Consider the following 25,573-nt stretch of genomic DNA (forward strand, 5'->3'; position numbering starts at 1 on the left):
TAAGGTGAGGCTCCGATGCACGCCGGAGTGCCGATCATGGCCCAGCCCACCCACCATGACTTCGATCCCCAGGTACTGGTGTTGTTCGATGCCTATGTGCATGGCGAGCTGGACCGCCGCGGCTTTCTGCAGCGCAGCGGCCAATTGGTCGGCGCGGCCGGCGCCTTGAGCTTGCTGGGGCTGCTCAGCCCCAAGTTTGTCGAGGCGCAACAGGTGGCCGAGGACGATCCGCGCCTGCTGATCAGCCGCCCGGAGTTCGATTCGCCGAGCGGCTATGGCCGGGGACGCGGCTATCTGGTGCGCCCGGCGCAGGCGACGGGCGCACTGCCCCTGGTGCTGGTGATCCACGAAAACCGCGGTCTCAACCCGCATATCGAGGATGTGGCCCGGCGCGTTGCACTGCATAACCATGTTGCCTTCGCGCCCGATGCGCTGTTTCCGCTCGGCGGCTACCCCGGCAGCGAGGATGAGGCACGCGCCAAGTTCGCCACCCTGGACCAGTCCAAGTGCCGGCAGGACTTTCTTGCCGCGGCGGCCTTCGCGCGCCAGCAAGACGGCCTGAACGGCAAGTTGGGCGCAGTGGGTTTCTGCTACGGCGGGGCGATGGTCAATTTCCTCGCCACGGAGCTTGGCGATCAGCTACAGGCCGCGGTGCCGTTCTACGGTGGCGCTCCGGCACTCGATCAGGTCAAACAGATACGCGCCGAGCTACTGATTGTGCTCGCCGCTGATGATCCCCGGGTCAACGCCAGCTGGCCGAGCTACCAAGAGGCACTGGACCAGGCCAAGGTCACCTACCAGCTTTTCCAGCCTGCGGACACCGTGCACGGATTCCACAACGACACCACACCGCGTTTCGCTGCCGAGCCCGCGGCAGAGGCCTGGAAGCGGACCTTGGCCCTGTTTGAGCGGACCTTGCGCTAACCCGAATATCCGGGCTAACCCTGCAGCAGCGCCATCACACGCTGTTTGTAGGTCTGCCCGATGGGAATCTCAGCGTCGCCGATTTGCAGCGACTGACTGCCGATCGAGCTGATCTTGTCCAGCGCCACCAGATAGGACTTGTGCACGCGCAGGAACTCGGCAGCGGGCAACTCCTGCTCGAAGTCGCTCAGTCGTCGATGGGTGATGATGTTGGCATCGATGGTACGCAGCACACAGTAGTTGCCACAGCCCTCAACATAGCGGATGTCGTGCAGCGCAACCTGGTGATGCTGGCGGTCGCCTTTGACAAAGATCCGCTGCAGCGGCGGCGGCGCCGAGCTGCGATCCGGCGCGGGCTGCGGGGCGGCTGCGCTGCCCAGGGCGCGATTCACTGCCTTGACGAAGCGCTCGAAACTGAAGGGCTTGAGCAGATAATCGGCGATATCGAGGTCGTAGCCATCGAGGGCGAACTCCTGATGCGCACTGGTGACGATGACCTTGGCCCGGATCGGCATGCTGCGCAGCAGATCAAAACCCTTCAGCTTCGGCATGTTCAGGTCAAGGAAGATCAGCTCAACGGAATGCTCTGCCAAGTAGGCCATGGCCTGCATGGCGTCATAGGCATGATGGGCCAGGCTGAGATGCGGCAGGGCCTGGCAGTAGTCGTCGATGATCCGATGCGCAATCGGTTCATCATCGACCACCAGATAGCGATACACGGCACTGCTCATGCGCTGGCCGCCGGCGCGTCCAAACCGAGCTGCAGCGAGGTCCGGTAGCGCTGGCCCAACACCCCGTGCTCCAGCCGGTGGCGATTCGGATACTCAAGCTCCAGCCGCCGGCTGAGGTTTCGAAGACCCATGCCACTGGCCACCGGATCGATCACCTTGGTCGGATCGTAGTTGTTCTCAAGTTCGAAGCTAAGCTGGCCGTTCAGCACGCTGAGATTGAGATTGAGCTCGGCCTCCCCAGGCTGCGGTTCGACGCCGTGCTTGTAGGCGTTCTCCAACAGCACGATCAGCAGCAGCGGCGCAATCGCGTAGTCATCGCGATCCTGTTCAATCTCGAACCGCACCTGCACCTGTTTGGCGTAGCGGATCTGTTGCAAGGCGATGTAGTCCTTGAGATAGCTGATTTCATCGTCCAGCGCCACCCGCTGACGAGCGCCCTGATACACCGAGTGCCGCAGCAGGGCGGAGAGCCGCAGAATCAGCTCCGGCGCAGCAGGTGAGTGCTCCTTGGTCAGGCCATACAGATTGTTCAGGGTATTGAACAGGAAGTGCGGATTGATTTGAGTCTTGAGCATGGCCAGCTCGGTCGCGATGCGCTCGCTTTCCAGCTGCTTGACGGCTCGCCGCTGCGCCAGAGTCCAGCTCACCACCAGGTGCAGACCCAGCAGTGCGCACAGCACCTGCAGCTGAAACTGACTGCCCAGTGGATCCCTATCGTCGACCGTGGGAATGCTGGCGATCAGCAAAAGTATGCCGACGCCGTAAAGGATGTAGATCTTCTGCCCCGACCAGGTCAGCGCCTGGCCGCTGGCAGCCAGCTTCCAGCGCATCAACAGCACGATATGAAACAGCAGCAGGCCAAACGCCAGGGCAATCGACAGATTGTTGATCAGGCGAATCGTGTGGCTATGAGCAAAGATCGGCAGCAGCAGCACGGCGATTGCAATGCTGATCGCGATGTTATGACGATGGATCGCTGCCGCCATGCCGAACCACCAGCGGCGGCGAGTGGCTGAATCGGCCCGCGCAGTCATCAGTGCGGCCCACAGCATGACCGCAAGCAGCAGGTAGCCGAGCGCCAGATACAGTGCCGCCAGCCCGGCCAGCAGGCCCTGCCCTGGGTAGGCGAGAAACGCCGGGCAGTCGCAGCGCTCCACCCAGTGATAGCTACTGATAGCGACCCATAGCCCAAACACCATCGTCAACCAGATCGGCCACGAGCGACGCAGATACTCGATAGCCAGCCACAGTTTGCCGCTGTCGACCTTGCCAGGCTGAGCAGCTTCGGTGGAAGCTGATGTTGAGAGGAACCTGCTGGACACCGCGACCTCAGGAGACGACCCATGTCGCCGGTAGGATCTGAAATGGAATCGCAGCGCGACCCTGAAAGCAAGTCCGAACCGAAGCATTGATGACCAACCCGATCCAAACCAGGGTCAACCGGCGCTTGTTGGTGGCGAACGCGCTTCACCCTGTGCCCCTTAGCGCTGGCACGCGCGCCTTTCCAGTTGGTCACAAAGCACGCTGCCGGGCCGAAATTCCGCTGCGCAGCGCCGTATAAGGGCGATTCCGTTGGCTAGGCAAGGACTCCTGCAGCTATGCACCATTTGATTGGCGGATCGACCGAATCCCATTCGGCCGACGTTCGACTTAGCCTGCACCAGGTCTGCAAGACCTACGGGAGTGGCAGCAAGGCCCTGCAAGGGCTGAGCCTCAGCTTGGGCAATGGCATATACGGCCTGCTCGGACCCAACGGCGCCGGCAAGTCGAGCCTGATGCGCAGCCTGGCCACCCTGCAGCAGATCGACAGCGGCAGCATGCGGTTCGACGGCATCGACCTGCAACGGCAGCCGCAGCGGCTGCGCAACCAGATCGGCTATCTGCCGCAGAGCTTTGGCGTTTATCCCGGAGCGTCGGCGCTTGAGCTGTTGCAGTATCTGGCCATTCTGAAAGGGGTACTCGATCGAACCCAGCGCCGCGAACAGATCGATCTGCTGCTGCATCGCACGCATCTCTACGCCGATCGCAGGCGCGCGGTGTCGGAGTTTTCCGGCGGCATGCGGCAGCGCTTTGGCATCGCCCAGGCGCTGCTGGGCTCGCCGCAGCTGTTGATCGTCGACGAGCCCACCGCCGGACTCGATCCGCAGGAACGCAACAGCTTCCATCAGCTGCTGTGTGGTTTGGCCGAGCAGCGGGTGGTGATCCTGTCGACCCATATCGTGGAGGATGTGCGCCATCTGTGTCCGCGGCTGGGCGTACTGCAGCGCGGCCAGTTGCTGTTTGACGGCACACCCGCCGAGCTGATTGAGCCACTGCGGGGCCGGCTCTGGGCGCGTGCGCTGGCAGCCGGCGAAGCAGCCAGCGCCCCTGAAGACAGCGTACTGCTGTCGTTCCGAATGCTCGGCGGCCAGCGCCAGCTGCGGGTGTTCTGCCCGGATCAACCCAGCATGGCGTTCCACCCTGCAGCGCCTGATCTTGAGGACGGCTACTTCCACGCGCTCAGCCAAATGCCGGCCAGCAGCGCAGAGGCCACGCCAAGCGAAGCGCGGTCGCGGGACATCTGTCATGTTTAGCCGACTGCTGAGCTTCGATCTGCGACTGCGACTGCGTCAGCCGAGCTTCCTCATGCTGGCCCTGGCCAGCATCGCCTACGGCATCACCCTGAGCGTGCAGGACATCGGCGAGGGTCTGTCCATGCTCGCCCTTAACGCACCGTATCGCCAGACCTACTTCCTGGCGCTGTGCTCATCCTTGGCCTGCTTTGCAGCGCTGATTTTTGGCACCCAGGATCTGCTGCGCGACGAGACCCACGGTTTCAGCGAGCTGATCGGCGCACGCGCACCCTTGGCGCGAGGCGCAAGCCGCTGGCTTACGGTGCAGATCGCCGTACTGGCCGTGCTTAGCCTGATCGGCCTGGCGCTAACGCTGGGTTTCGCCCTGCCGCGCGCCGACCGCGACGCGCTGCTGCCGCTGCAGCTGGCACCTGCACTCGGCGCTTGGCTGCTGTTTGTCATTCCAAATTGTCTGATCAGTGGCTCGCTGCTGCTGTATGTCACCCTGCGTTGGCGTCGCACCGGCATCAGTTTTTCCGCGGCGCTGCTGCTGTTCTCGATTGCATCGGGCCTGCTGATCGCCAGCGGCGCCCCATTGTTTGGCCCTTCGATCATGCGGTCCGCAGACTCCCTGGCCTGGATGGCACTGTTGGATCCGTTCGGCCTGGTTGCCTTCTTCGCTCAGACACAGTTTCTAAGCCCAGCAGAAAAGCAGGCGCCACTACCGTGGCCGGACGCCCTGTTGCTGGGTAATCGGCTGATCTGGCTGGCGGTGGCTGCACTGCTCAGCTGGATCGGCCTGCGCAGGCTGGCCCACGAACCGGCGCTCTGCCCGGCCAGCCGCGGACGATCGCACTCAGGCAGATCGGGCGACTCTCCGGTCGTGTCGAAGGAACAATCAGTGACAGCGGACAGCACAGCCGCCGCTTGGCGCTGGGCGACGCTGTGCCGAGCACAGTGGCCGCGGCTGTGGGCGGTCCTGAAACGAGAACTGGCAACGCTGTATGGCGGATGGAGTGTGCGCCTGCTGCTGGCGCTGTGGTGGCTGCAGGTGGTGGTCGGCGTGCTGATGACCATCGGCACCTTCTCCGCTGGGCTGAGCGCGGGCCGTTATCCGAGCACCGCGCTGCTGATTTCGTACTGCGCCGAGAATCTGGCCGGCTTCGGTGCCGCGATGCTGCTGCTCTGCAGCGTGCAGCTGATGTGGGCAGACCAGCGGCATCGGATGGACTCGCTGATCGATGCTTGCGATGTTGCCAGCCATGCCATCTACGGCGCACGGATGATCGCGCTTTGCAGCCTGCCGATGCTGATGATCGTGCTGCTGGTCGCCACCGCCGCAGGCTATCAGGCCAGCGTCGGCTACACCCGCTTTGAGTGGTCGCAGTATGCCTCGGTGTTCTGGTATTTCGGACTGCCGCTGGCGCTGCAGGCGGTGGCCTTGCTGCTGGTGCAGGCACTGTGGCAGCGCAGCCGCTGGGCCAACCCGTATACCGCGCTGATCGTCGGCGCCGGCTATCTGCTGCTGAGCGCGGTCTGCCTGCCCGGCCAGCTCGCCGAGTATCCCGCACTGCAGCTCAACCAGTTCCCGCGCCTGCTGCGGCAGTACTCGGAGCTGGCGGGCTACGGCCTGCTCGGTGAACGCTTTGCGGCGCTGGCTCTGCACTGGGGCGTGGTGGGGGTCTGTCTGGCGCTGCTCAGCGTGCTGCTCTGGCCGCGCGGCGCCTGGCGCTGGTCCGCAGCGCTGCGTGGGCGCTCGGCGCGTCGCCTGCTCACGCTCTGTCTGGTGCTGTGCGCGGCCAGCGCCTGGCATCTGCACAACCAACTACCGACTCGGCATGACTATCTTGGCGATCAGGCGCTGCTCGACGACCGCGCGCGCTACGAGCGACTGCACAGCACGTTTCGCCGGAAGCCGGTAGCGCAGATCAGCCGCAGCCTGACCCAGCTCGCCATCCACCCCGAGCAACAGCGATTGGAGGTCGAGGCGGAGAATACCCTGCACAACCGCAACCAGGTGCCACTTGAGACGGTACTGATCTCGTCGCGGTGGCCACTCACCTCGCTCAAGCTGGAGGGTGCCGACCTGATCGATCAGTCCTCCGGCCTGCAGTGGCATAGCTACAGGTTCCATCTTCGCCGACCGCTGGCACCGGGTGAGACCAGCACGCTGCGCTATTCGCTTGCGCATCGTTCAGATCGGTTCGCTATCGATCCGGCCCTGGTGACCAATGGCAGCTATTTTCATCAAGGCAAGATCGAACCTGCGCTGGGCTACGTCGAAGCCCTGGAGATCCAGGACCCCACGCAACGCGAACAGCGCGGCCTGCCGCCGCGAGCCGCGCTGGAAGAGGACCTCGCACACGGCAGTGGCGACGCCCGATTGATTGCCGAGAAGCGGCAGTTCGAAGCCATCCTGTCTACCGCAGGCGATCAGATCGCAGTCAGCGCCGGAGAGCTGATCGGCCAATGGCAGCGTGAGGGCCGGCGCTTTTTCCACTACCGCTCGGTGGAGCCGATCTATCCGCTGGTGGGCTACTTCTCGGCCCGCTACGCGAAGCTGAGCTATGAGCACGAGGGGATTCCGATCGAGTTCTACGTGCATCCCGATCAGCAGCGCAATGTCGAGACCATGCTGCGCGCGGTACGCACCACGCTGGAGTACTGCCGACGCTGGTTTGGCGACTATCCGTACCGACAGCTGCGCCTGGTGCAGGTGCCGCGATATCACGGCTTTGGCGGCCGCGCCTCAGCCGGCGTAATCGCGCTCAATGAGCGACTGTTTGAAGAGAACGTCGACAGCGCTGCGCTGGTGAGCAATGTGCTGCGCAATACCATTCATGAAGTCGCGCATCAGTGGTGGGGTGAGAAGCTGATGCCGAAAATCGCGCCGGGCCACCAGTTTCTCAACGAGTCCTTGGCCAAGTATGTAGAGGCAGTGCTGATTGGCGAGCTGCAGGGCAGGCGCGCGCAGACGTGGCTTGGCGACTACAACCGCCGTCGCTACTTCGCCGGCCGAGCTCACCGAAGCGAACCCGAGCCGCCGCTTATCGCGGCTGATCAAGCCTATCTGACCTACGGCAAGGGACCGGTCGTGCTGCTGGGGCTGCGTGCGCTACTCGGCGAGGAGCGACTGAACATAGCGTTACACCGCTTCATGCAGCGTCACCGCGAGAATATGAGCGCAACCGCCGACGACCTTGTGGCCGAACTCAGCCGCGAGGCCAGCGCGGCCGAGGCAACCAGCATTCAGCGTTGGCTGGGCACGGTCAGCGAGTATCGATTGGCCCTGCACCACGCCCAGCTCAGTCGCCAGTTGGATGGCCGCTATGTGGCCGAAATCGAGCTCAGCGCCGAGCGCCTCGTCGATGGCGCCGTCGCGCCTGAACGCGCAGCGGCCGAAGCAACGATTCCGCTGGTGCTGTTGGAATCGGATCCGAGAGCCGGCGCGGCAACGCCACTTGCACAGCGCGGCGTCGAGGTTCGCCGGGGTCTCCAGCGAATTCGAATGTTCAGTGATCAGCGTCCGCGATTCGTAGTGATAGACCCTGATCGAACCCGCTTGGAGCTTGACCTTGAGGACAATTGGCTGCAGGTTGAACCGGTACGTCATTGATCCGGACGTGGAACCGCAATTGGCCGGGGACACATCGGCTACAACGATACCACCCGACCCGGCGATCTTGGCCGTTCCGATTCCGCTATTCGATCGGGCGCAACTGCTCGGCCAGCCCGCGGGTCAGCTCGCTGTGCTGCTCGCCGGTGTGCGCCGTCGACTTGCGCTCCACCAGCATCACCGTGCAGGGCTGCTGTGCCAGCGGATTGTGCTCGCGCCCCTTCTCCACCACATACAATTCCCCTGCCTGCAGGGTGACCTGGCCATCGCGAAAGCGCAGACATAGCTCGCCTTCCAGCACCTGGAACAGCTCATCCTCCTCGGCATGGGCATGCCAGCCGAACTCGCCATGCAGTTTGGCCACCTTGACGTAGTAGTCATCCAACTCGGCGATGACTCGCGGCGACCACAGCTCATCGAGTTTGGCGGCGAGGTCGGCGGGCTTGAGGGCGTGCATGGCGGGCCTGCGGTCTTGAGAGGTGAGGGGATTTGCCGGCAGCTACATGCCGCGCAATCGCTGGGCAAAGGCCTGGCTGACCGGCAACCGTTCTGCATGCTGCTTCAAACTGAGCTCATACCGCCCAAGTTCGTCCTTCTGCACCTTGTCGATTGCGGCGGCACGGACAATGGCGCTGCGGTGGATCTGCCAGAACTGCTGCGGATCGAGGCCGCGCAGCAGCTCCTTCAGTGGCGTGCGGATAAAGGCCTCGCCCTCGCGGGTCAGCACACGGGTGAGCTTGTCCTGGGCCTGAAAGCACAGCACTTCCTCAATGCCGATAAAACGCACGCTGTCACCGAGGCTGGCGGTGATCCATTGCAGCGGCTGCTCACGTTCGCTGGGCAGCTGTTGCAGGGCCGTGAGCAGGGCCGGCAGAGCCTCGGCTACCGGCTGATTCAGGCGCTCACGCGCTCGTTGCAGGGCCTTCTCCAGACGATCTTCGCGCACCGGCTTGAGTATGTAGTCGATGGCGCCGGCTTCGAAGGCGCGCACTGCGTACTCGTCGTAGGCGGTGGTGAACAGAACCAGGCAGCCGGCCTCAATTGCCGCCTTGGCCACCTCGATGCCACTCACCCCGGGCATGCGAATATCCAGCACGGCAAGCTGTGGCGATGTCGTTGCCAGCGCTTCCAGCGCCGATAGCCCATCTTCGCATTCGGCGACGATGTCGAGCTCGGGCCACAGTGCCTGCAGCATGCGCAGCAGTTCGCGCCGCTGCGGCGCTTCGTCTTCGGCGATCAGCACACGCACCGGGTTCATCGAACACCACGCTCCAAGGGCAGGTGAATTTCCGCCACCACGCCGCCGTCGGCGCGGGGCTGCAGTTTCAGCTCGGCCTGACCGGCAAAGGCAGTGCTCAGTTGGGCACGAATATTGGCCAGGCCGACCCCGCTGCCGGCGCCGGTCTGCAGGCCGACCCCGTCATCCTCCACTCGCACACTCAAGCGCTGCTGTTGCTCATCGCCATCGGCCCGAATGGCAATGTGGCCGGCACCACGCTTGGGCTCAATGCCATGCTTGACTGCGTTTTCGACCAGGGTGATCAGCAACAAGGGTGGAAACGGATGTTCAGCGAGTGCTGCCGGCAGGTCAACAGCATAGTCCAGCCGGCCATCCAGACGCAGGCGCATCAGTTCGAGATAGCTGCGACAGATTTCCACCTGTTGCGACAGCGTTGAACTGAGCGCTTCGCTGCCGCCGCGCAGACGTGGCATGGTGGCGCGCAGATGGTCGACCAGGGCATCCAGGGTGGCCTCGGCACGGGCTGGATCCTGACGCAGCAGCGAGCGTATCGACGCCAGGGTGTTGAACAGAAAGTGTGGCTCAACCTGCGCCTGCAACACACCCAACTTCAACGCATCGTGCTGTGCCTTCTGCTGCAGCGCGCGCAGGTCAGCCTGCTGGCGCACGCTGTCGAGCCGGCGCTGCTCGCTAAAGTAGCCACGCAAGGCCAGACCGCCCCCCATCAGCAGATAGATGATGCCCAGGGTGACCAGATGCAGCAGCACACCCAGCGGGCTCTTCTCGAGCTGCCTGGCCTGGATCACCTGCTGTTCACTCAACATGCCGCGCTGCTGCATGCGCTGTTCGATCAGCGGCTCCAACTGCGCCGACGCCCAGGCATCGACGAAATAGCTGCAGACCATGCCGAGCAACACCGCGGCTACCACGGCATAGCGTTCCATCGGCTGCTCCCAGCGACGGTGGCGCACCCAGCAGGCCAGCGCCGGGCCGGCGAAGAACATCAGCATGAAACTGCCGAACAGCAGGGCACCGGCGCCGGCACTGAGGGCAAGATCACCGGTGGCCGCCCAGTTGCCCAGCCAGCTCAGCAATGACAGGGCCAACACGACGGCGCCCACATACAGCAGCCTGCCAAGCAGCCAGCGGATGCCGAAGATCGGATAGCGCTGATAGGAAAACCAGGCCGACAGACCGCCGACCACCGCCTCGGCCGGCAGCGGCGCGTGCAATGGCCGGGCGGCCGCCTCGCTCATCGACGCTTGCCGCTCATGGTCTGGCCACCCTGATGCAACTTCAGGGCAGTCACCGCGCCGGCGGTGTCGCGTTCGAAGACGATCTCGATGCCGTAGGCATCGGCCACAAAGCGGTCGCTGTCGGCGTAGTCAATGACGAAGGCACCCTGACCGGTGGCCTGCGCCTTCAGTTGCTCGCCGTCGGCAAAGACCCTCAGCTCAAACCCGGGCATCAGGGGATAGCGTCCCGCATAATCGCCAAGCGACAGGTCAGGCGGCGTAGCGACCTGCTCGATGCGCTTGGCAGCCATCACCCCACCGCCCTGCAGCCAGCTGAAGCCGACGCTGCCATCGCTGCGCTTGGCCGGTCTCAGCAACGCGTCGAAAGCCAGCGGATAGAAGTCACCGGCGCTGTCATAGCCCATGGCAAAGGCCGGCTGGCCGGTGGCCTGAATCTCCAAGGCGTCACCCTTGCGGCGCAATTCCATGTTGAGCCCGCCAGCGAGACGATATGAACCGACCAACGCATCCAGCAGTTCAGCGTCAGGCTGGGTTTCCAGCCGCGGCTTGCCCATCGGCACGCTCGGGTCAAGCAAGTGCAGGCCCACCGAACTCAGCCCACCGATCGAGGTGAGCGCCGTATCCGACAGCACCACCGCGCCGCGCTCACCATCGCGACTGAAGGCGACAAAGGCGGAGAAACCGCCCGTGCCACCCTCGTGGACCAGGTATTCCCGATCATTCAGCGGCGCCACCATCCAGGCCCAGGCAATGCCCTTGCCGGGGTTCTCATCCAGGGTCTCGTGAGTGCGCGCCAGCGCCTGACCCAATGCATCCTCGGCGGGCTGCAGGTGCGCCTGCAGATAGCGAATCATGTCGTTAAGGGAAGCGCGCACGCCGCCGACCCCCGCGGTATCGGCAGGGAAAGTCCAGGCCGGCGTCGGCTGTCGATTGGGGGTGTGACCCTGGACAACCGGAACGCTCTTGCCCGGCTTCTTGATGTAGGCCTGCTGCATGGTCAGCGGCTCGAACAATCGCTGCTGGATCAAGGTCTGGTAGTCCTGGTCGGCGGTCTTGGACACCACCCAGGACAGCAACATGGCGCCAAAATTGGAGTATTCGAACTTGCTGCCCGGCGCCGTCGCCAGCTCAATCTTGCCGAGCGCGCTGAACAGATCCTTTTGCTTCAGCGTGGAATACGGATTGGCCGGATTGCTCAACTGCCAGCTCGGCGCAATCGAAGGCAATCCCGAGGTGTGGGTCAATAAATGCCGCAGGCGAATCGGCTGGCCGTCGAATTCCGGCGCCTTGCTGCCCTTCGGCAGATGCTTGGTCAGGGGATCATCAAGATCGAGCTTGCCCTCAGCCACCAGCATCGCCAGCAGGGCCGCGTTCATGGTCTTGCTCACCGAGCCAATCTCAAAGCTATGCTCGAAGCCGATGCGATCGAGCTGAGCCGGATCGGCACAGCTCAAGGCCCGCGAGACCTGCCCCTGTTCGATGACTGCGGCCGCCATACAGGCGCCACTGCGATCGCCGGCCAGACGTTGATTGAGGGCCTGCTGCAGGCTGGCGTCATCAAAGGCGGATGCGCCGTTGGCCAGTCCGATGGCGGCCAGAATAAATGCCAGTCGATGGCGGGTCATGGGTGCCTCCTTGGTTGACTAGTGTGCCGCAGTCTGGATCGGCGCACAGGACAGCGCTGGAGTTTGCGATGAAATCGGGCTGGCTGCCGATGAGTCGCCCAATCTGGACGATGAAAAGCCCGGCCAATGCAACGCTGCGCGCGGCCAGGCTTTGGCACCGGAGCCCTGGCGACTCTTTGCCAGTGTCGCCGCCTTTGGGGGCAGCACAACAATGAAACTACAGGTGTTGGGCGAGCGGCTCGTCCTGCTGGCTGTGCTACTACTCGCCCGGTTGCTGATCCTCGCTCGTATCAAGGGCGTGGTGCTGATGAATTCACGCAGTGGCCGTGTCTTCGCTTGGCACCCAGAGGCAGTGCCGCGTTGCAACGCGGGCGAAAAGGCTCAACCCAGCCACTCGCGTCGAGCCAGTTGCCGCAGCATCATCGCCAGGATCAGGCAGCCGCCCAGAAAGCCCAGGGCCAGGCTGAAGTCGGCGCGGGCGGGATCGGCGGCCAGCTGGTTGACCGGAATCTGCCAGGGCATCAGGGCGCCGACCTTGGCCGAGGTGGCGACCACGGCGAAGAAGGTACCGCCGATCCCCAGGGCCAGTGCCGGTACAAAGCTGCTGAAGCGCAAGGCCATCCACAGCTGTACCGCTATCACCAACCACGCGGCGAGGAAGATGCGCCCGAGTAGCCCCAGGTAAGGCGCCATCTCCAGCGCCCCACTGGCGGCGGCGGCCGGATTGAACTGGCTGGCCAGGGCCACCGCCAGCGGTGTCAGGATGGCCAGGCACAAGGACATCGCCAGCACCAGCCCTAACACACAGATCAGCTTGGCGGCGTAGAGCTGCCAGCGCGGCAAAGGCAGCGAGTGCAATCCATCCCAGCTGCGTGCCGAGTGCTCCATCTGCGCTACCAGGGCGGTCAGGGCGGTGACGCTCATCGGCAACATGAAGAAGGCCCAGATGGCTGCCGACGACTGCAAGGACATCGACCAGGCCATGGGCTTTTCCATCCGCAGCAGATTGAAGAACACAAACAACGCAATCAGGCTGGGTGCGATCAAGGCCAACAACAACGCCAATGAGCGACGCAGCTTGAACAGTTCCACATGCAATACGGTGGCAAAGCCGACCGCTGGGTTTGACGATAGGTGCATGATGCGGTCCTCAGGCCAGAGCGATGTTGGACGTCGACGACAGCGCCTGACTGGCGCGGCGGTACACGGCCTCCAGGCTGCGTCGCTGTGGCGCCACCGTATGCACCGCGATGCCCGCTGTACACAACTGATGGTTCAGTGCGGCAGAGGCGGCTTCGATCGGCTGATCCAGCGCAAACCGCGCCAGCATGCCGCCGTCGCAGGGATCAGCAGGGATACCCAGGCCTCGCGCCAGATCGATCGCGGCCGCCGCGGCATCGGTCCCGAACAGTACGGCGCCATCCTGTTCGGCCTGCAGATCCTCGAGCCGACCCTGCAGCACTAGACGGCCCTCACATAACATGCCGATATGACTGGCGATCTGTTCGATCTCGCCGAGCAGATGGCTGGACAGCAGCACCGTGGCGCCGCTGCGCTCGGGCAGACTGCGCAGGAAGCCACGCATATCGGCCATGCCCTCGGGGTCAAGGCCATTGGTCGGCTCATCCAGGATCAACACACTGGGCGCGCCGAGCAGGGCGCGCGCCAGACCCAGACGCTGGCGCATGCCCAACGAGTAGTCGCCAATGGTGCGCCCACCATGCGCCTGCATCTCGGTCAATTCCAGCACGCGATCCACTTCGCTCGCCGGCAGACCGAGCAGCCGGCGCTGCAGGTCGAGTTGCTCGCGCCCCTTCAGGTGGGGGTAGAAGCCCTGTGCCTCCAGCAATGCGCCGACCTGGCGCAGGGCGGCGATGCGCTGCCGCACCACATCGATGCCGCCGATGCGCACCTGTCCAGCATCGGGCCTGAGCAAACCGAGCAGCAGCTTGAACGTGGTGGTCTTGCCGGCGCCATTGCGACCGAGAAAGCCATACACACTGCGGCTCGGCACCCGCAGCGAGACCTGATCGACTACGGTGTGGGCGCCGAAGCGACGGACCAGATGCTCGGTTTCGATAGCGAGCGACATCGCGCCTTCTCCAACTTTAAGTCAGAGATAAAGTTACCCCGAGCAGAAAATTTAAGTCAAGGTTAAACTTTCCTGGCTCAGACCTGGGATTCAGCTGGTGACTACGATCGATCACTTCCGTTTGCACTGCCGCCTGTTGCGGTTCGCTACCTGGCTGGTCTTGCTCGGGCTGGCGCTGCTGTTTGCATTGGGCCTGGCTGGGGCGCCCTGGCTGGGCCCCCCGCCCGCGTCCGACCAGCATCGCTGGCTGCTGATGCTGGTCGCCGCCTTGCCGGCGATGGCCTATCTGTGGGGACTGTGGGCCGTACAGCGAGCCTTGGCCGACCTCGCCGAGGGTCGGATGTTTCATCTGACCGTGTCGCGCGCGATGCGACGCATGGGCACGGGCGTACTGATCGGCGCCCTGCTCAATGTGTTGGTGGTGATCAATCTGGCGCGCTGGATCAGCGGCGCCCGCGGCAGTTACCTGTACTTTGACTTGTCCGGCATCGTGCTCGGTGTGGTCGGCGCGGCCCTGATCCTGCTGGCCCGGCTGGTCGATCAGGCGCGCGTTGTGCAGGCCGAACTGGACGAGATCGTCTGATGCCGATCCAGGTCACGCTCGACCAGATGCTGACTCGGCGCGGCATGAAAGCGCGCGAACTGGCGGCCGAAGTGGGCATCAGCGAGACCCAGCTGTCGCTGTTTCGCAGCGGCAAGGTCAAAGGCATCCGCTTTCGTACCTTGGCGAAACTCTGTGCTGTGCTGCAGTGTGTTCCGGGTGATCTGCTCGACTACCAGCTCGACCCCGAAGATCTCAACGAGAGCGACGACGCCCGCTCGGAGCTCTGAGCAGAGCCGGCGCAGGACTGGGTTGGATTGACTTGGCCTTGCGCGCCGCGGCGCGGATGGATGTCGAGCCTGCTGCTGCCACCTGAGGCCGAGGCGTCTTTCTCTAGCCCGTGGGTGGTAGGACGCGAGTAGCGTTTGACCTGCGTAGCGTCGATCGTGCTCGACTTCAGGCAGATCGCCAGGGCAGCGCCCTGGCGTCTGCTTGAACGCTGGGTTACAGCGCTGCTTCTTTCAACTTCTTCAGCGGGCGAATCTTCACCTTGGTGGTCGCCGGCTTGGCGGCAAACACGCGCTCCTGCTTGGTGAACGGATCAATACCCTTGCGCTTCGGCTTGGCCGCGACCTTGACCGACGTGATCTTCAACAGACCCGGCAGCACGAAGGCACCCGCGCCCTTCTTGCTGATCGATGAGGAAACCGCCTGTTCGAGGGCGCCCATCACCGCCTTGACGTCCTTCGAAGCGACGCCACTGGCTTCCACCAGATAGCTCACCAGACCGGACTTGTTCAACGGCTCGGTGATCGCCTTCGCGGCTTTCGGTTTTGCTGCCGCTTTCGCGGCCGGCTTGGCGGCCGGCTTGGCGGCTACCTTCTTGCTCGATTTCTTTGCAGCCATTCTGCTACTCCATTCGGGGCGTGCGTGTTGCACCCGGTGAATTTAGCCCTCCTGATTGCGCAGTCAAGAGGAAAATGCACTTTGGCCCCAAAAAATAAGTACTTTCGGCGACCCCCAGGGCGACGACGGCGTGGAATGCGATAGCCGAGCAGCTGGTCTGATCAGTGCAAGCACCGCACGCCGAGGCGCAAGCAGTCCCACAAGCACACGCTGATCGCGCCTCCCACCGCCCGCAGCGGTCAGCGCCGCACCCCTCGAAGCTTATTGTTGTGAGCGCTGGCCGTGACAGGTTTCGGCCGCAACCGCGTCATCTCCATGGGCAGATCGGTATGGCGCAGCAGCAGGTTTAGCCCGGATATTTCATGAGGTCGCGCCGAAAGATCCGGGTTAGCTCGGAGCCTTTCTTCACTCAGAGTGAGGACGATTCGCAAACCAAGGGCAAGCTGCGGGCTTATCAATCGGCCAGAATCCTCACCCTAGGTGAGGAAATTTGGCGATTCGTAGACCTGGCGAAGCTACGCTGTCAGCTTGCCGCGGCTGCGTCGGCCGCTGCCCTTGCTAACGTGGGATCGCTCGAGCGCTTGAAGCCCAGTCAGGCGACTCTGGCTCACTCGGAAGGTGGGTGCGATAACCTGGCGAACAATGGGGCGGCAAATGAGGGGCGCATGGCGACAGGAAGCAACTGGTCTCGGATCGAAGTGGAGGCCTGCGTCGCCGACTACCTGCGTATGCTGAGCTACGAGCTCAATGGTCAGCGCTACAGCAAGACCGAACACGCCAAGGCCTTGCTGCAAAAGTTGCGCGGGCGAAGTCGCGCATCATTGGAGTTCAAGCACTGCAACATTAGCGCGGTGATGATCGAGTTTGGTTATCCCTATATTGCGGGCTACAAGCCACGCAGCAATTACCAGGCGCTACTTGGAGATATCGTCGAGGCGCAGCTCGCCACCAACCACGGCGTGCAGGACGCCGTCCAATCCGCCGTTGAACGACCCGCTGTCGAAGTTGCCGTTGCAGACATCGGCGCTGTGTGGATGTCACCCCCCAAATCGGCGCGCGTTCACGAGCCACAGGCAAGGTACAACGCGCGACCGTCAATGGCACAGCGCGACTACCTGGCTCGGGAAGCGCGCAATCAATCGCTCGGCCGAGCCGGCGAACTGTTCGTGCTTGAGGTGGAGGCTCAGCGCTTACATGCGGCAGGCAGGAAGAGTTTGAGCGAGCGGGTCGAGCATGTGGCCGCTACGCGAGGTGATGGCCTGGGGTTCGATGTCTTATCGTTTGAGGAGGATGGGCGTGAACGACTGATCGAAGTCAAGACCACAGCATTCGGTGAGCTCACCCCATTCTTTGTCAGTCACAATGAGCTGCTTCGTTCCGAAGCCGATGCCGCCCAGTATCAGCTCTATCGAGTATTCAACTTTCGCGACAAGCCCAGGCTGTTCAATCTACCCGGTGCGATCACGACCCACTGCAGGTTGAACGCGGTGTCCTATCTCGCCCGTCTGTGTGAATAGCGCGGTGCGAATGCGCCGAACAAAAATGGCATTGCGAATTCGGTGATGGGCAGCACTCGCAGGATTGCACTTGAAGGACTACGACTTAGCACAAGAATCCGCGGCCGACTTCGCTTCTCTGCTGCGCGGCTTTCACTACCTGAAAGATGGGCTTGAGTGTCTTCAATTGTGTCCCACTCGAGTTTCGCATAAATGACTGTCTTAGTTAGCTTTTTCTTCTTCTATCCGGAAATTAAGTCGGATAAAATGTCGCGTGAGTGAGGGCTTCCGACGTCTTCGGCTAGCCGCCAAGTTTACGCACCGCTTGGCGTAGCCCCCGAAAGATCGCGGCAGCTACATGTTCAGGAAAGTCGGCCGGCAAGCCGGTGGTGACCTTGTCGATTGCCGGTTCGACCTCGGCCAGCACTTGGTCGATCAGACGCTTCATGGCTTCAGGTGCGAAGCCGCAGGCAGCGGCGGTGGATTGCCAGTGGCGGGTCTGGATCTTGATCCAGTGGTAATGCCGGTTCTTCGAAACCGCCGCCATCGCCATTTTCGCCCTCTCGACCGCCAGCTGATTCTTGCCGTGGCCGATCAGCGGCCAGACCGAGATCACATCGTAGAGGGGTGTGAGGCGAAAGCGGCCTTCGGGCTCGATCGCAATGCTGTAATTCTTAGCGTGTCCGTCGGTGGCACAGAGCAGCCAGAACACGAACAGCGACTTCAGGAACAAAGCCCGATCCTCCGCTGCCTGTTGTGAGCCCAGCAGCAGGTCCATGATCCGCACCGGGCCGGGTCCGCCGTCAGCTTCGTACTTCAGCGCGGGGGGCACGTCGAGCGCTTGGCATAGGTCTTCCTGCGGCAGACGCAGCCAGTAGCTGCCGTCGGCAGACGGGCGACGGTCAAAGCGCTCGACGATCAGGGCCTTCTGGTCTTCGAACTTGCCAATCTCGGTCTTGGCAATGGGTAAGCCCAGCGCCGCAACCAGCTGGCTGCAGAGCCATTCGTTTTCGACCGAGGTGCTCAGGTCGCCTTGGAAGTTTCCAACCCGGCCCATTGGCAGCTTGAAAATGTGGGTGGAGGGCGTGGCACCCAGTGGCCGCTGCCAGCCGCCGCGATGCCAGAGCAGGGCGGTCTTTTCCTGGGCGCCGGCCAGGGAAATGCGAAAGTCGGACGACTCATCTTCAGCGCCCGCCACCGTGGTTGTCCTCAATAGCGCGGCGATAGCAGACTCGCTTAGCGGCTCGCCGCGAATCTGCCGCATGTCTTCGGGCTCGCGGTCTTCGGGCAATAGCTGGACTGCTCCGACGCAGTCGCGGCCGATTTCCTCCAGCAGGTCGAACGCCTGCAACGACGCCGCTCGGAATCGGCTCTGGATCCGCTGGCGGATAGCCCGACTGTCCGGCAGCAGGTTGTCAAACCAACTCTCGACCACCGCGCTTCGATACGGCGCGTTGCTGCGCATCGGCATCGACAGTGATAGCGGCCGGGCTTCGGGTCGGGCAAGCCAGTCAGCGGCGTAGGCGAATACGTGCTCGCCGGTGGGCTCCAAGCTCCACCTGCCCACCCGCAACCCATTCATCCAGACGCCGAGAACCTTTCGTTTACGCGGTCTGGCCATGACCTACCACTCGGTCTTGCTGGTGGCCGACGTCTTCGGTTTTGGCTGCAACACCAGCTCGATATCCAGTGCGGACAGCAGCTTGAACAGGCTGGTCACACTGCTGCGCCCGGGGTCGGACTCCATCGCCGATATCGTCTTGGGCAGCAGACCGACCAGGGCGGCGACCTGTTTCTGAGTGAGCTTGCATGTATCCCGGCGATCGCGCAGCACGGTGGCCAGCTGCGCGGGAGATGCGATGACAGCGCTCCGATCCATATCCCCTCCAGGGTATTTTCACACAATATACCCTGTAAGGTATATTTTGTAAATGCACCCTGTAGGGTACGAGGGTCGACAGTGTGGACCTGCTGTGCGCCGAAGGTTTGCGTCAGGCCGCGCGCACCGTCTCCCAGTCCAGACCGAACCGCGCGAGATACTTGCGCAGGCGGTCGGCGTCGTTGGTGCTGGCGCGTTGTTGCCGCGACACGGCGAATAGCTCGCGCCCGGCCTGGGACATCGATTTGCAGCGAGCGCACAATGCCACCACGTCCTCCAATTGCACGCGGTCGAAGCGATCAAGCTCGGCATAACGCTCGCCCAGCAAGGTCTCGAGGCGGCTGGGCGCGACACCGCCTTGCCACTGCCGACGCAGGCGCGCGATCTCTTCATCCACCTGAGCGACGTTGATGCGGCCTGCCTCGGCGAGCGTGGCCAGCCGCTGCACGGAAGCGCCGAGGTCGCGGAAGTTGCCGGCCCAGCGCGCCTCGGGGCCGGCTGCGAATGCCAAGTACCGCGCACGCGCCTCGCGGTTGAACGCCACACGCTGATGCTGTTCGCGCGACCAGCGTTCAAGCTCAAAGTCGAGGTTGGGTTCAATGTCTTCGCGCCGCTCGGCCAGGCCGGGCAGCCGGTACGTCCACAGGTTCAGACGCGCGAGCAGGTCGTCTCGGAACCGGCCGGCGGCCACGGCGAGGTCGAGGTCGCGGTTGGTGCCAGCGATGAGTTGAAAATCGCTCTCGACCTCCTTGTCGCTGCCCACCGGCAGAAAGCGCTTCTCCTCCAGTGCGCGCAAAAGCATGGCCTGCTCGTCGAGGCCCAGCTCGCCGATCTCGTCGAGAAACAGCAGACCCTGGTGTGCCGAGCGCAGCAGCCCCGCACGTTCGCCGACCGCGCCGGTATACGCGCCCTTGATGTGGCCGAACAACGTGCTCATCGCTCCATCGCCGCGCAGCGTGGCGCAGTTGACCTCGACGAAGCGGCCCGGCAACTGGTGCCGCGTCGACTTGAGCTCGAACACGCGGCGCGCGAGCTGGCTCTTGCCGGCGCCGGTCGGCCCCATCAGAAGCATGGGTGCACGCGAACGCGTGGCCACCGTTTCGATCTGCTCGATCATCCGGTTGAACTCGGCGTTACGGGTGGCGATGCCGCTCTTGAGCAGTTCGTGGTCGGCCAGCTTGCGCTGGGCGAAGCGCTGCGCAATGAGGTCGTAGCGCGACAGATCAAGGTCGATGATGGTGAAGCTGCCCGGGCTGCCACCAGCCTGCGTGCGCGGCGGCGAAGTCTGCAGCAACTTGCCCGGGAAGTGCCGGCTCTCGGTCAGGGCGAACCAGCAGATCTGCGAGACGTGCGTGCCAGTGGTGATGTGGACGTAGTAGTCCTCCTCCTCCGGCTGGAAATCGTAGTCGCGCAGGAAGTCATGCAGCGCGCCGTAGACGCCCTCGAAATCCCAGGGGTCGGCCAGCGCGAGGTCGTGGCGCAGCACCTGCGTTTCGGGCGACACGTGAGCGAGGTCGGCTACGGCCACGTCAGCGTGTTTGCCGAATCTGGCCTCGTCGACGAGCAGCTCGATGCGATCGACCTGCCAGTGCTCGTGCATGCCGAGCGAGACGGTCGGGCGCCATTTCTCCCAACGTCTCGGGCCGGTGCCCGAATCGAGCTGGGTGCCGAACATGCCGAGGATCACTTGGCGGCGAGCCATATATTCATGTCGATAAAGAGCGCGCTAGGAATATACATTTATGCGCACAACTTGTCGCCACCCATAGGCGCTGTCGATATGTAAATCAATGAGATAGGTTGATGGCAGGACAGTTGGCACGGCCATTGCTCTAGTGGGTTCGTCCCCAGCTCAACGAGGAATGCCCCCATGGCCAACGCCCAACTTTTTGCATCGCTCCGCGGCGCCTTCGTGCCGAACGCCACTGCCACCAACGAGGCGGGCGGTCTCGCCTACGCTCGCAGCCCGGAAGCGGTGCTTGCCCTGTACGCGGCGACGGGTTGCCTCAACGGTACCTACTACGCTTCGGCCGGCGAGCAGCTCGACAAGGCGTTGGCGCTGGCCGCGCAGTGCGACCCCGAGTTCGTCGCCCGCACCGCGGTCTACGCCCGCAAGGTCGCGCATATGAAGGACATGCCGGCGCTGTTGCTGGCGACATTGAGTACCCGCGACGGTGAGCTGTTGGCCAAGACGTTCCCGCGTGTGGTCGACAACGGCCGCATGCTGCGCAACTTCGTGCAGATCGTCCGCAGCGGCGTGGTGGGCCGCAAGTCGCTGGGCTCGCTGCCCAAGCGACTGGTCCGCCAGTGGCTCGAGCGCGCGTCGGTCGATGCGATCGTGCAGGCCGCGATCGGCAACCAGCCGTCGCTGGCCGACGTGATCCGCATGGTTCACCCGAAGCCGGCGGACGCCGCGCGTCAGGCGCTGTATGCCTGGGTCGTGGGTAAGCCGTTCGAAACGGAGGCGCTGCCGGCCAAGCTGCAAGCGTACGAGGCGTTCAAGCGCGCGCCGGTCGGCGAACTGCCGGACCTGCCGTTCCAGTACTACACCTCGCTGCGCCTGTCGGCAAAGCAGTGGTGTGTACTGGCCCGCAACGCCTCCTGGCAGACGCTGCGCCAGAACCTCAACACCTTTGCCCGCAACGAGGTGTTTGCGGACGGCGCGACGGTGAAGGCACTGTCGGCGACGCTGCGTGACCCGGTGAAGATCGCCAAGGCACGCGCATTTCCGTATCAGTTGATGATGGCGTACACGGCATCGGGCGGCGGCGATGTGCCGTCGGCGATCCGCGAGGCCCTGCAGGACGCGATGGAAATCGCCACCCGCCAGGTGCCGAAGCTGGACGGCCGGGTGGTGGTGGCGGTCGACGTGTCGGGCTCGATGGGCTCGCCGGTGACCGGCCATCGTCGGGGTGCGACGACCGCGGTGCGGTGCGTGGACGTGGCGGCACTGGTGGCCGCGTGCGTGCAGCGTACCAACCCCGGTGCCCGCGTGATGCCGTTCGACACCGACGTGCGCGCACTGCAGCTGAACCCGCGCGACAGCGTGATGACGCAGGCAAAGCAGTTGGCGTCGTTGTGCGGCGGTGGCACCTCGATCAGTTCTCCGCTGGCGCGGTTGAATCGCGAGGGCGCCAACGTCGACCTGCTGGTGATTGTGTCCGACAACGAGAGTTGGGCCGACACCCGCCGGGCCGGTGCGACCGAGACGATGCGTCAGTGGGCGCAGATCAAGGCGCGCTGCCCGCAGGCGAAGCTGGTTTGCATCGACCTGCAGCCGGTGGCAACGAGTCAGGCGGCCGAGCGTGAGGATGTGATCCACGTCGGCGGTTTCAGCGACGCGGTGTTCGACCTGCTCGCGGTGTTCGCGGCGCAGGGCGCCAACACGCCGCGCTGGGTCGACAAGATTCGGTCCATCGAGTTGTAGGAAACAGAGGTTGCCCGTCCGCAATGGGGCGGACGGGCTTGAGGAGAAAGTACCCACTTTGAATTCGAAAAACGTTGGCGGTACGCGAATGCCGTCGGAACTACATCACTCTTAATGACCAGGTCGCGGGTTCGAATCCCGTCCGCTCCATATCGACGGGGCGGTAGCTCAGCGGTAGAGCAGGATGTTCCGGCACCACTCGTCGCGTAGCGGCAACGGCAATGCGGTACCCGGCGTCGCCGCCGAATGCCGATGGAACTACAGAATCCTCAGGTCGCGGGTTCGAATCCCGCCCGTCGCGAGACGGTAGCTCAGCGGATAGAGCAGTCGACAATGTTCCATCATCCTGGTCGGCGACGGCGTCGGATCCACTCAAGGCAACAGGAGTCCCATCGTTTCGCCGTGTCGGACACGAATGCCGACAGGAACTACACCCTTTGACGGTCGAGGTCACGGGTTCGAGTCCCGTCCGCCCAGGTCTGTGGGGCGGTAGCTCAGATGGCAGAGCGCGAAAATACGTTCCTTCACTTTCGTCGTGCCCGGCGCGGTTTTGTTTTCAAGGTTTTTGATTCAAGCGGTGAATGCCGTCGGAACTACACTGGTTCCCCCGCAAGGGGTTGGGTTCAAGTCCCACTGCCGCAAGGCAGAGCGTTCCGTCAATTTCGTCACCGCCCTTTCTGAACGCTTCGGCGGTGTTGCACGCAGAAGCTGGCGAATGCCGGCCCGACTACAGTCAAGCGTCCGGCCTCGACCTGGTCGCCGGCTCCTGCGCGGAGCATCGCCTCAACAGGAATTCTTTCAATGAGTCAGCAGAACTACGACGTCATCAACGAGCCCGGCGCGGTGCCGATCAAGATGTGGACCCGCGGCGTGCCGCTGGAAGACGAAGCGCGCAAGCAGCTCGTCAATATCGCGAAGCTGCCGTTCATCCATCGCTGGGTGGCGGTGATGCCCGACGTGCACCTTGGCAAGGGTGCGACCGTGGGTTCGGTCGTGCCGACTATCGGCGCCATTGTGCCCGCGGCGGTCGGCGTTGACATCGGCTGCGGCATGATCGCGGCGCGCACCACGCTGGTCGCGTCCGACCTGCCTGACGACCTCGCTGGGCTGCGCAGTGCCATCGAGCAGGCCGTGCCGCACGGTCGTACCCCGGGTAATCGCGACAAGGGTGCCTGGGAGCATCCGCCGGCGCTTGCCATCGAGGGCTGGTCCCAGCTCGAGCGCGACTTCGAGCACATCAAGGCCCGCCACCCGAAGCTCGCGAAGACCAACAACCTCGCCCATCTCGGGACGCTCGGCACGGGCAACCATTTCGTCGAGGTCTGCCTGGACGAAGACCAACGCGTATGGTTCATGCTGCACTCGGGCTCGCGCGGCGTGGGCAACGCGATCGGCACACACTTCATCGAACTCGCCAAGCAGGACATGCGCCGCTGGATGATCAACCTGCCGGACCAGGACCTCGCCTACCTGCCGGAAGGGAGCGAGCACTACGCCGACTATGTGTTCGCGGTCGAGTGGGCACAGCGTTTCGCTCGCGCGAACCGGGAGATCATGATGAAACATGTAGTTCAAGCGGCACGCCAGGTGATCACCAAACCGTTTGAGGCCACGGCCGAGGCGGTGAACTGCCACCACAACTACGTGCAGCGTGAGCATCACTTCGGCAAGGACGTGTTCGTGACCCGCAAAGGTGCGGTGAGCGCGCGCAAGGGCGAGCTGGGCATCATTCCGGGCAGCATGGGAGCCAAGAGTTTCATCGTGCGCGGCCTCGGCAACCCGGACAGCTTTCACTCCTGCAGTCACGGTGCGGGACGTGTCATGAGCCGAACCGAAGCCAAGCGCCGGATTAGCCTCGAAGATCATGTGAAGGCGACCGCGCACGTTGAATGCCGCAAGGATGCAGAGGTAGTCGACGAGTCGCCGGCCGCGTACAAGTCGATCGATGCGGTGATGGCGGCACAGAGTGACCTGGTGGAGGTGGTGCATACACTTCGCCAGGTGGTGTGTGTCAAAGGCTGAATGCGACGCGGCAGTGCCGCGTCGCCTGTTACTTGGAGCTTCATAGAAATGGAAATGCTTGAACTCGATGGCTCCCAAGGCGGCGGTCAGCTGCTGCGCAGCGCGCTGTCGCTTTCGCTGTGCACGGGTATTGGCTTCACGCTGCAGGACATCCGCGCAAAGCGCTCGAAGCCGGGGCTGATGCGCCAGCACCTGACTGCCGTGAACGCGGCCGCGAAGGTTGGCGGTGCAAACGTGATTGGCGCCGAGCTGGGCGCCACGTCGTTGCGTTTCGAGCCCGGCACTATTCGCAGTGGCGACTACGAGTTTTCGACGGGCAGTGCTGGGTCCTGCACGCTTGTGCTGCAAACGGTGCTGCCCGCGCTGTGGAGCGCGGACGCAACGTCACGTGTGCGCCTGCAGGGCGGCACGCACAATCCGCTCGCCCCCTGCGCTGACTTTCTGGCCGAGAGCTTCGTGCCGCGGCTGCGTGACTTTGGCATCGAGGTCGACCTCGAGTTGGAGAGCCCGGGCTTCTATCCGGCGGGCGGCGGCGTGCTGCACGCGACGGTGCACCCCGCACGCGAACTGCGCGCCTGCGCGTTCGAGTCGCGCGGCGAGCTTGAGCGCATCGATGGCACCGCGCTGCTGTCGGCGCTCTCTTCGGACATCGGCCTGCGCGAGCTCGCCGTGCTACAGGCCCGATTCGACCTCGGCGAAGACGCGCGGCATCTGCGCCAGGTGCGACCACCGCGCGGACCCGGCAACGCGCTGATACTGCGCGTGCGGCATGCAGCGCACACGACGACATTCACCGGCTTCGGCCAGCGCGGTACCAGCGCCGAGACAGTCGCCGCGCGTGTGGCCAACGAGGCTCAGACCTACCTCGACTCCGGGGCCTGCATCGACGAGTACCTCGGCGACCAACTGCTTCTGCCGATGGCATTGGCCGGCGGAGGCAGCTTAACCACGACTGCGCCGAGTGACCACCTGCGCAGCAACGCGGCGCTGATCGAGAAGTTCCTGCCCGTGGAGATCACGTGGGAACAACAGGACGCGGGAACGTGGCGGGTTACAGTGAAGAGCTAGTGTCCTGTCGCCGAAATAACATTCATAAATGACGTATACTTTTCCGGGCTTGGTTGCGGGAAACGCTGATGGGCCGATTGCGCGCGGATGGTGAGATTGAGCTCTTCGTAACCCGATACAACGCTGACGCAACCCCTTTCCAGTGGATCGCCACCGCCGACTCAATCTTGCAAAAGATCGCGCGCCTTGCGAAACGTA

General features: G+C 63.6%; 21 protein-coding genes. 9 read left to right on the forward strand and 12 right to left on the reverse strand.

Annotated elements, in window-relative coordinates:
* Positions 1 to 36: 36 nt before the first annotated feature.
* Complete coding sequence (locus tag IFO71_RS14175; RefSeq protein WP_192030305.1) at positions 37 to 924, forward strand: dienelactone hydrolase family protein; 888 nt, start codon at positions 37 to 39, stop codon at positions 922 to 924.
* Between the two features lie 14 nt (positions 925 to 938).
* Here the strand turns inward: IFO71_RS14175 and IFO71_RS14180 are convergent, their stop codons facing one another.
* Positions 939 to 1,655 (reverse strand): LytR/AlgR family response regulator transcription factor, encoded by a 717-nt coding sequence (locus IFO71_RS14180; protein WP_192030306.1) that lies wholly within the window; start codon positions 1,653 to 1,655, stop codon positions 939 to 941.
* On the reverse strand, positions 1,652 to 2,977 hold the full coding sequence (locus IFO71_RS22510; protein WP_192030307.1) for a sensor histidine kinase: 1,326 nt from the start codon (positions 2,975 to 2,977) through the stop codon (positions 1,652 to 1,654). Before IFO71_RS22510 ends, IFO71_RS14180 begins: the two co-directional genes overlap by 4 nt.
* A 276-nt stretch (positions 2,978 to 3,253) precedes the next feature.
* Here IFO71_RS22510 and IFO71_RS14190 point away from each other — a divergent pair, with 276 nt between their 5' ends.
* Together IFO71_RS14190 and IFO71_RS14195 are read left to right on the forward strand one after the other, a co-directional pair.
* Positions 3,254 to 4,228 carry an ABC transporter ATP-binding protein gene (locus IFO71_RS14190; protein WP_192030308.1) on the forward strand — a complete coding sequence of 325 codons (975 nt, stop codon included), beginning with the start codon at positions 3,254 to 3,256 and terminating at the stop codon, positions 4,226 to 4,228.
* On the forward strand, positions 4,221 to 7,823 hold the full coding sequence (locus IFO71_RS14195) for a M1 family aminopeptidase (RefSeq protein WP_192030309.1): 3,603 nt from the start codon (positions 4,221 to 4,223) through the stop codon (positions 7,821 to 7,823). The genes IFO71_RS14190 and IFO71_RS14195 overlap by 8 nt, the downstream gene beginning before the upstream one ends.
* 85 nt (positions 7,824 to 7,908) lie before the next feature.
* Here the strand turns inward: IFO71_RS14195 and IFO71_RS14200 are convergent, their stop codons facing one another.
* The 6 genes from IFO71_RS14200 to IFO71_RS14225 all read right to left on the reverse strand — a co-directional run bounded on the left by IFO71_RS14200 (position 7,909) and on the right by IFO71_RS14225 (position 14,036).
* The gene (locus IFO71_RS14200; RefSeq protein WP_192030310.1) at positions 7,909 to 8,280 is read right to left on the reverse strand and encodes a cupin domain-containing protein; all 372 of its coding nucleotides are present in this window, start codon (positions 8,278 to 8,280) and stop codon (positions 7,909 to 7,911) included.
* A gap of 42 nt (positions 8,281 to 8,322) precedes the next feature.
* On the reverse strand, positions 8,323 to 9,081 hold the full coding sequence (locus IFO71_RS14205) for a LytR/AlgR family response regulator transcription factor (RefSeq protein ID WP_192030311.1): 759 nt from the start codon (positions 9,079 to 9,081) through the stop codon (positions 8,323 to 8,325).
* Positions 9,078 to 10,319, reverse strand: coding sequence for a sensor histidine kinase (locus IFO71_RS14210; protein WP_192030312.1), 1,242 nt, complete (start codon positions 10,317 to 10,319; stop codon positions 9,078 to 9,080). The genes IFO71_RS14205 and IFO71_RS14210 overlap by 4 nt, the downstream gene beginning before the upstream one ends.
* Entirely contained in the window at positions 10,316 to 11,944 is a 1,629-nt protein-coding gene (locus tag IFO71_RS14215; RefSeq protein ID WP_192030313.1) for a serine hydrolase, read from the reverse strand. Before IFO71_RS14215 ends, IFO71_RS14210 begins: the two co-directional genes overlap by 4 nt.
* A 381-nt stretch (positions 11,945 to 12,325) precedes the next feature.
* A complete protein-coding gene (locus tag IFO71_RS14220) occupies positions 12,326 to 13,084 on the reverse strand; it encodes an ABC transporter permease (RefSeq protein ID WP_192030314.1) in 759 nt (252 codons plus the stop codon).
* A 10-nt stretch (positions 13,085 to 13,094) separates the two neighbouring features.
* On the reverse strand, positions 13,095 to 14,036 hold the full coding sequence (locus IFO71_RS14225; RefSeq protein ID WP_192030315.1) for an ABC transporter ATP-binding protein: 942 nt from the start codon (positions 14,034 to 14,036) through the stop codon (positions 13,095 to 13,097).
* Between the two features lie 97 nt (positions 14,037 to 14,133).
* Here IFO71_RS14225 and IFO71_RS14230 point away from each other — a divergent pair, with 97 nt between their 5' ends.
* Both IFO71_RS14230 and IFO71_RS14235 read left to right on the forward strand, forming a co-directional pair.
* Positions 14,134 to 14,619: a DUF2975 domain-containing protein gene (locus tag IFO71_RS14230; protein WP_192030316.1), complete on the forward strand. Its 486-nt coding sequence runs from the start codon at positions 14,134 to 14,136 to the stop codon at positions 14,617 to 14,619.
* Positions 14,619 to 14,867, forward strand: coding sequence for a helix-turn-helix domain-containing protein (locus IFO71_RS14235; RefSeq protein WP_192030317.1), 249 nt, complete (start codon positions 14,619 to 14,621; stop codon positions 14,865 to 14,867). The genes IFO71_RS14230 and IFO71_RS14235 overlap by 1 nt, the downstream gene beginning before the upstream one ends.
* Positions 14,868 to 15,081: 214 nt before the next feature.
* Here the strand turns inward: IFO71_RS14235 and IFO71_RS14240 are convergent, their stop codons facing one another.
* Positions 15,082 to 15,483: an HU family DNA-binding protein gene (locus IFO71_RS14240; protein WP_192030318.1), complete on the reverse strand. Its 402-nt coding sequence runs from the start codon at positions 15,481 to 15,483 to the stop codon at positions 15,082 to 15,084.
* A gap of 665 nt (positions 15,484 to 16,148) precedes the next feature.
* On the opposite strand from IFO71_RS14240, the gene IFO71_RS14245 reads away from it, so the two are divergent.
* Positions 16,149 to 17,000, forward strand: coding sequence for a protein NO VEIN domain-containing protein (locus tag IFO71_RS14245; RefSeq protein ID WP_192030319.1), 852 nt, complete (start codon positions 16,149 to 16,151; stop codon positions 16,998 to 17,000).
* 280 nt (positions 17,001 to 17,280) lie between these two features.
* Here IFO71_RS14245 and IFO71_RS14250 read toward each other — a convergent pair whose 3' ends face one another.
* From IFO71_RS14250 to rtcR, 3 genes are all read right to left on the reverse strand, one after another.
* A complete protein-coding gene (locus tag IFO71_RS14250; RefSeq protein WP_192030320.1) occupies positions 17,281 to 18,600 on the reverse strand; it encodes a type II toxin-antitoxin system HipA family toxin in 1,320 nt (439 codons plus the stop codon).
* A 3-nt stretch (positions 18,601 to 18,603) separates the two neighbouring features.
* Entirely contained in the window at positions 18,604 to 18,858 is a 255-nt protein-coding gene (locus IFO71_RS14255) for a helix-turn-helix domain-containing protein (protein ID WP_192030321.1), read from the reverse strand.
* A 112-nt stretch (positions 18,859 to 18,970) separates the two neighbouring features.
* Positions 18,971 to 20,560 carry an RNA repair transcriptional activator RtcR gene (rtcR, locus tag IFO71_RS14260; RefSeq protein WP_192030322.1) on the reverse strand — a complete coding sequence of 530 codons (1,590 nt, stop codon included), beginning with the start codon at positions 20,558 to 20,560 and terminating at the stop codon, positions 18,971 to 18,973.
* Between the two features lie 168 nt (positions 20,561 to 20,728).
* On the opposite strand from rtcR, the gene IFO71_RS14265 reads away from it, so the two are divergent.
* The 3 genes from IFO71_RS14265 (at position 20,729) to rtcA (ending at position 25,375) form a co-directional block, all read left to right on the forward strand.
* Positions 20,729 to 22,285: a vWA domain-containing protein gene (locus IFO71_RS14265; RefSeq protein ID WP_192030323.1), complete on the forward strand. Its 1,557-nt coding sequence runs from the start codon at positions 20,729 to 20,731 to the stop codon at positions 22,283 to 22,285.
* Positions 22,286 to 23,086: 801 nt separating this feature from the next.
* Positions 23,087 to 24,307, forward strand: coding sequence for an RtcB family protein (locus tag IFO71_RS14270; RefSeq protein ID WP_192030324.1), 1,221 nt, complete (start codon positions 23,087 to 23,089; stop codon positions 24,305 to 24,307).
* A gap of 48 nt (positions 24,308 to 24,355) precedes the next feature.
* Entirely contained in the window at positions 24,356 to 25,375 is a 1,020-nt protein-coding gene (gene rtcA, locus IFO71_RS14275; protein ID WP_192030325.1) for an RNA 3'-terminal phosphate cyclase, read from the forward strand.
* Positions 25,376 to 25,573 lie beyond the last annotated feature (198 nt).

Source organism: Pseudomarimonas arenosa, from assembly GCF_014841215.1.
GTDB classification, from domain to species: Bacteria; Pseudomonadota; Gammaproteobacteria; order Xanthomonadales; family Xanthomonadaceae; genus Pseudomarimonas; species Pseudomarimonas arenosa.

Bases quoted from the DNA above. Each gene is read 5' to 3' on its own strand.
- IFO71_RS14220 (WP_192030314.1), bottom strand. From the start codon at position 13,084: ATGCACCTATCGTCAAACCCAGCGGTCGGCTTTGCCACCGTATTGCAT.
- IFO71_RS14265 (WP_192030323.1), top strand. From the start codon at position 20,729: ATGGCCAACGCCCAACTTTTTGCATCGCTCCGCGGCGCCTTCGTGCCG.
- IFO71_RS14225 (WP_192030315.1), bottom strand. From the start codon at position 14,036: ATGTCGCTCGCTATCGAAACCGAGCATCTGGTCCGTCGCTTCGGCGCC.
- IFO71_RS14240 (WP_192030318.1), bottom strand. From the start codon at position 15,483: ATGGCTGCAAAGAAATCGAGCAAGAAGGTAGCCGCCAAGCCGGCCGCC.
- IFO71_RS14200 (WP_192030310.1), bottom strand. From the start codon at position 8,280: ATGCACGCCCTCAAGCCCGCCGACCTCGCCGCCAAACTCGATGAGCTG.
- IFO71_RS14250 (WP_192030320.1), bottom strand. From the start codon at position 18,600: ATGGCCAGACCGCGTAAACGAAAGGTTCTCGGCGTCTGGATGAATGGG.
- IFO71_RS14270 (WP_192030324.1), top strand. From the start codon at position 23,087: ATGAGTCAGCAGAACTACGACGTCATCAACGAGCCCGGCGCGGTGCCG.
- IFO71_RS14205 (WP_192030311.1), bottom strand. From the start codon at position 9,081: ATGAACCCGGTGCGTGTGCTGATCGCCGAAGACGAAGCGCCGCAGCGG.
- rtcA (WP_192030325.1), top strand. From the start codon at position 24,356: ATGGAAATGCTTGAACTCGATGGCTCCCAAGGCGGCGGTCAGCTGCTG.
- IFO71_RS14245 (WP_192030319.1), top strand. From the start codon at position 16,149: ATGGCGACAGGAAGCAACTGGTCTCGGATCGAAGTGGAGGCCTGCGTC.
- IFO71_RS14175 (WP_192030305.1), top strand. From the start codon at position 37: ATGGCCCAGCCCACCCACCATGACTTCGATCCCCAGGTACTGGTGTTG.
- rtcR (WP_192030322.1), bottom strand. From the start codon at position 20,560: ATGGCTCGCCGCCAAGTGATCCTCGGCATGTTCGGCACCCAGCTCGAT.
- IFO71_RS14255 (WP_192030321.1), bottom strand. From the start codon at position 18,858: ATGGATCGGAGCGCTGTCATCGCATCTCCCGCGCAGCTGGCCACCGTG.
- IFO71_RS14215 (WP_192030313.1), bottom strand. From the start codon at position 11,944: ATGACCCGCCATCGACTGGCATTTATTCTGGCCGCCATCGGACTGGCC.
- IFO71_RS14180 (WP_192030306.1), bottom strand. From the start codon at position 1,655: ATGAGCAGTGCCGTGTATCGCTATCTGGTGGTCGATGATGAACCGATT.
- IFO71_RS14190 (WP_192030308.1), top strand. From the start codon at position 3,254: ATGCACCATTTGATTGGCGGATCGACCGAATCCCATTCGGCCGACGTT.
- IFO71_RS14210 (WP_192030312.1), bottom strand. From the start codon at position 10,319: ATGAGCGAGGCGGCCGCCCGGCCATTGCACGCGCCGCTGCCGGCCGAG.
- IFO71_RS14195 (WP_192030309.1), top strand. From the start codon at position 4,221: ATGTTTAGCCGACTGCTGAGCTTCGATCTGCGACTGCGACTGCGTCAG.
- IFO71_RS14235 (WP_192030317.1), top strand. From the start codon at position 14,619: ATGCCGATCCAGGTCACGCTCGACCAGATGCTGACTCGGCGCGGCATG.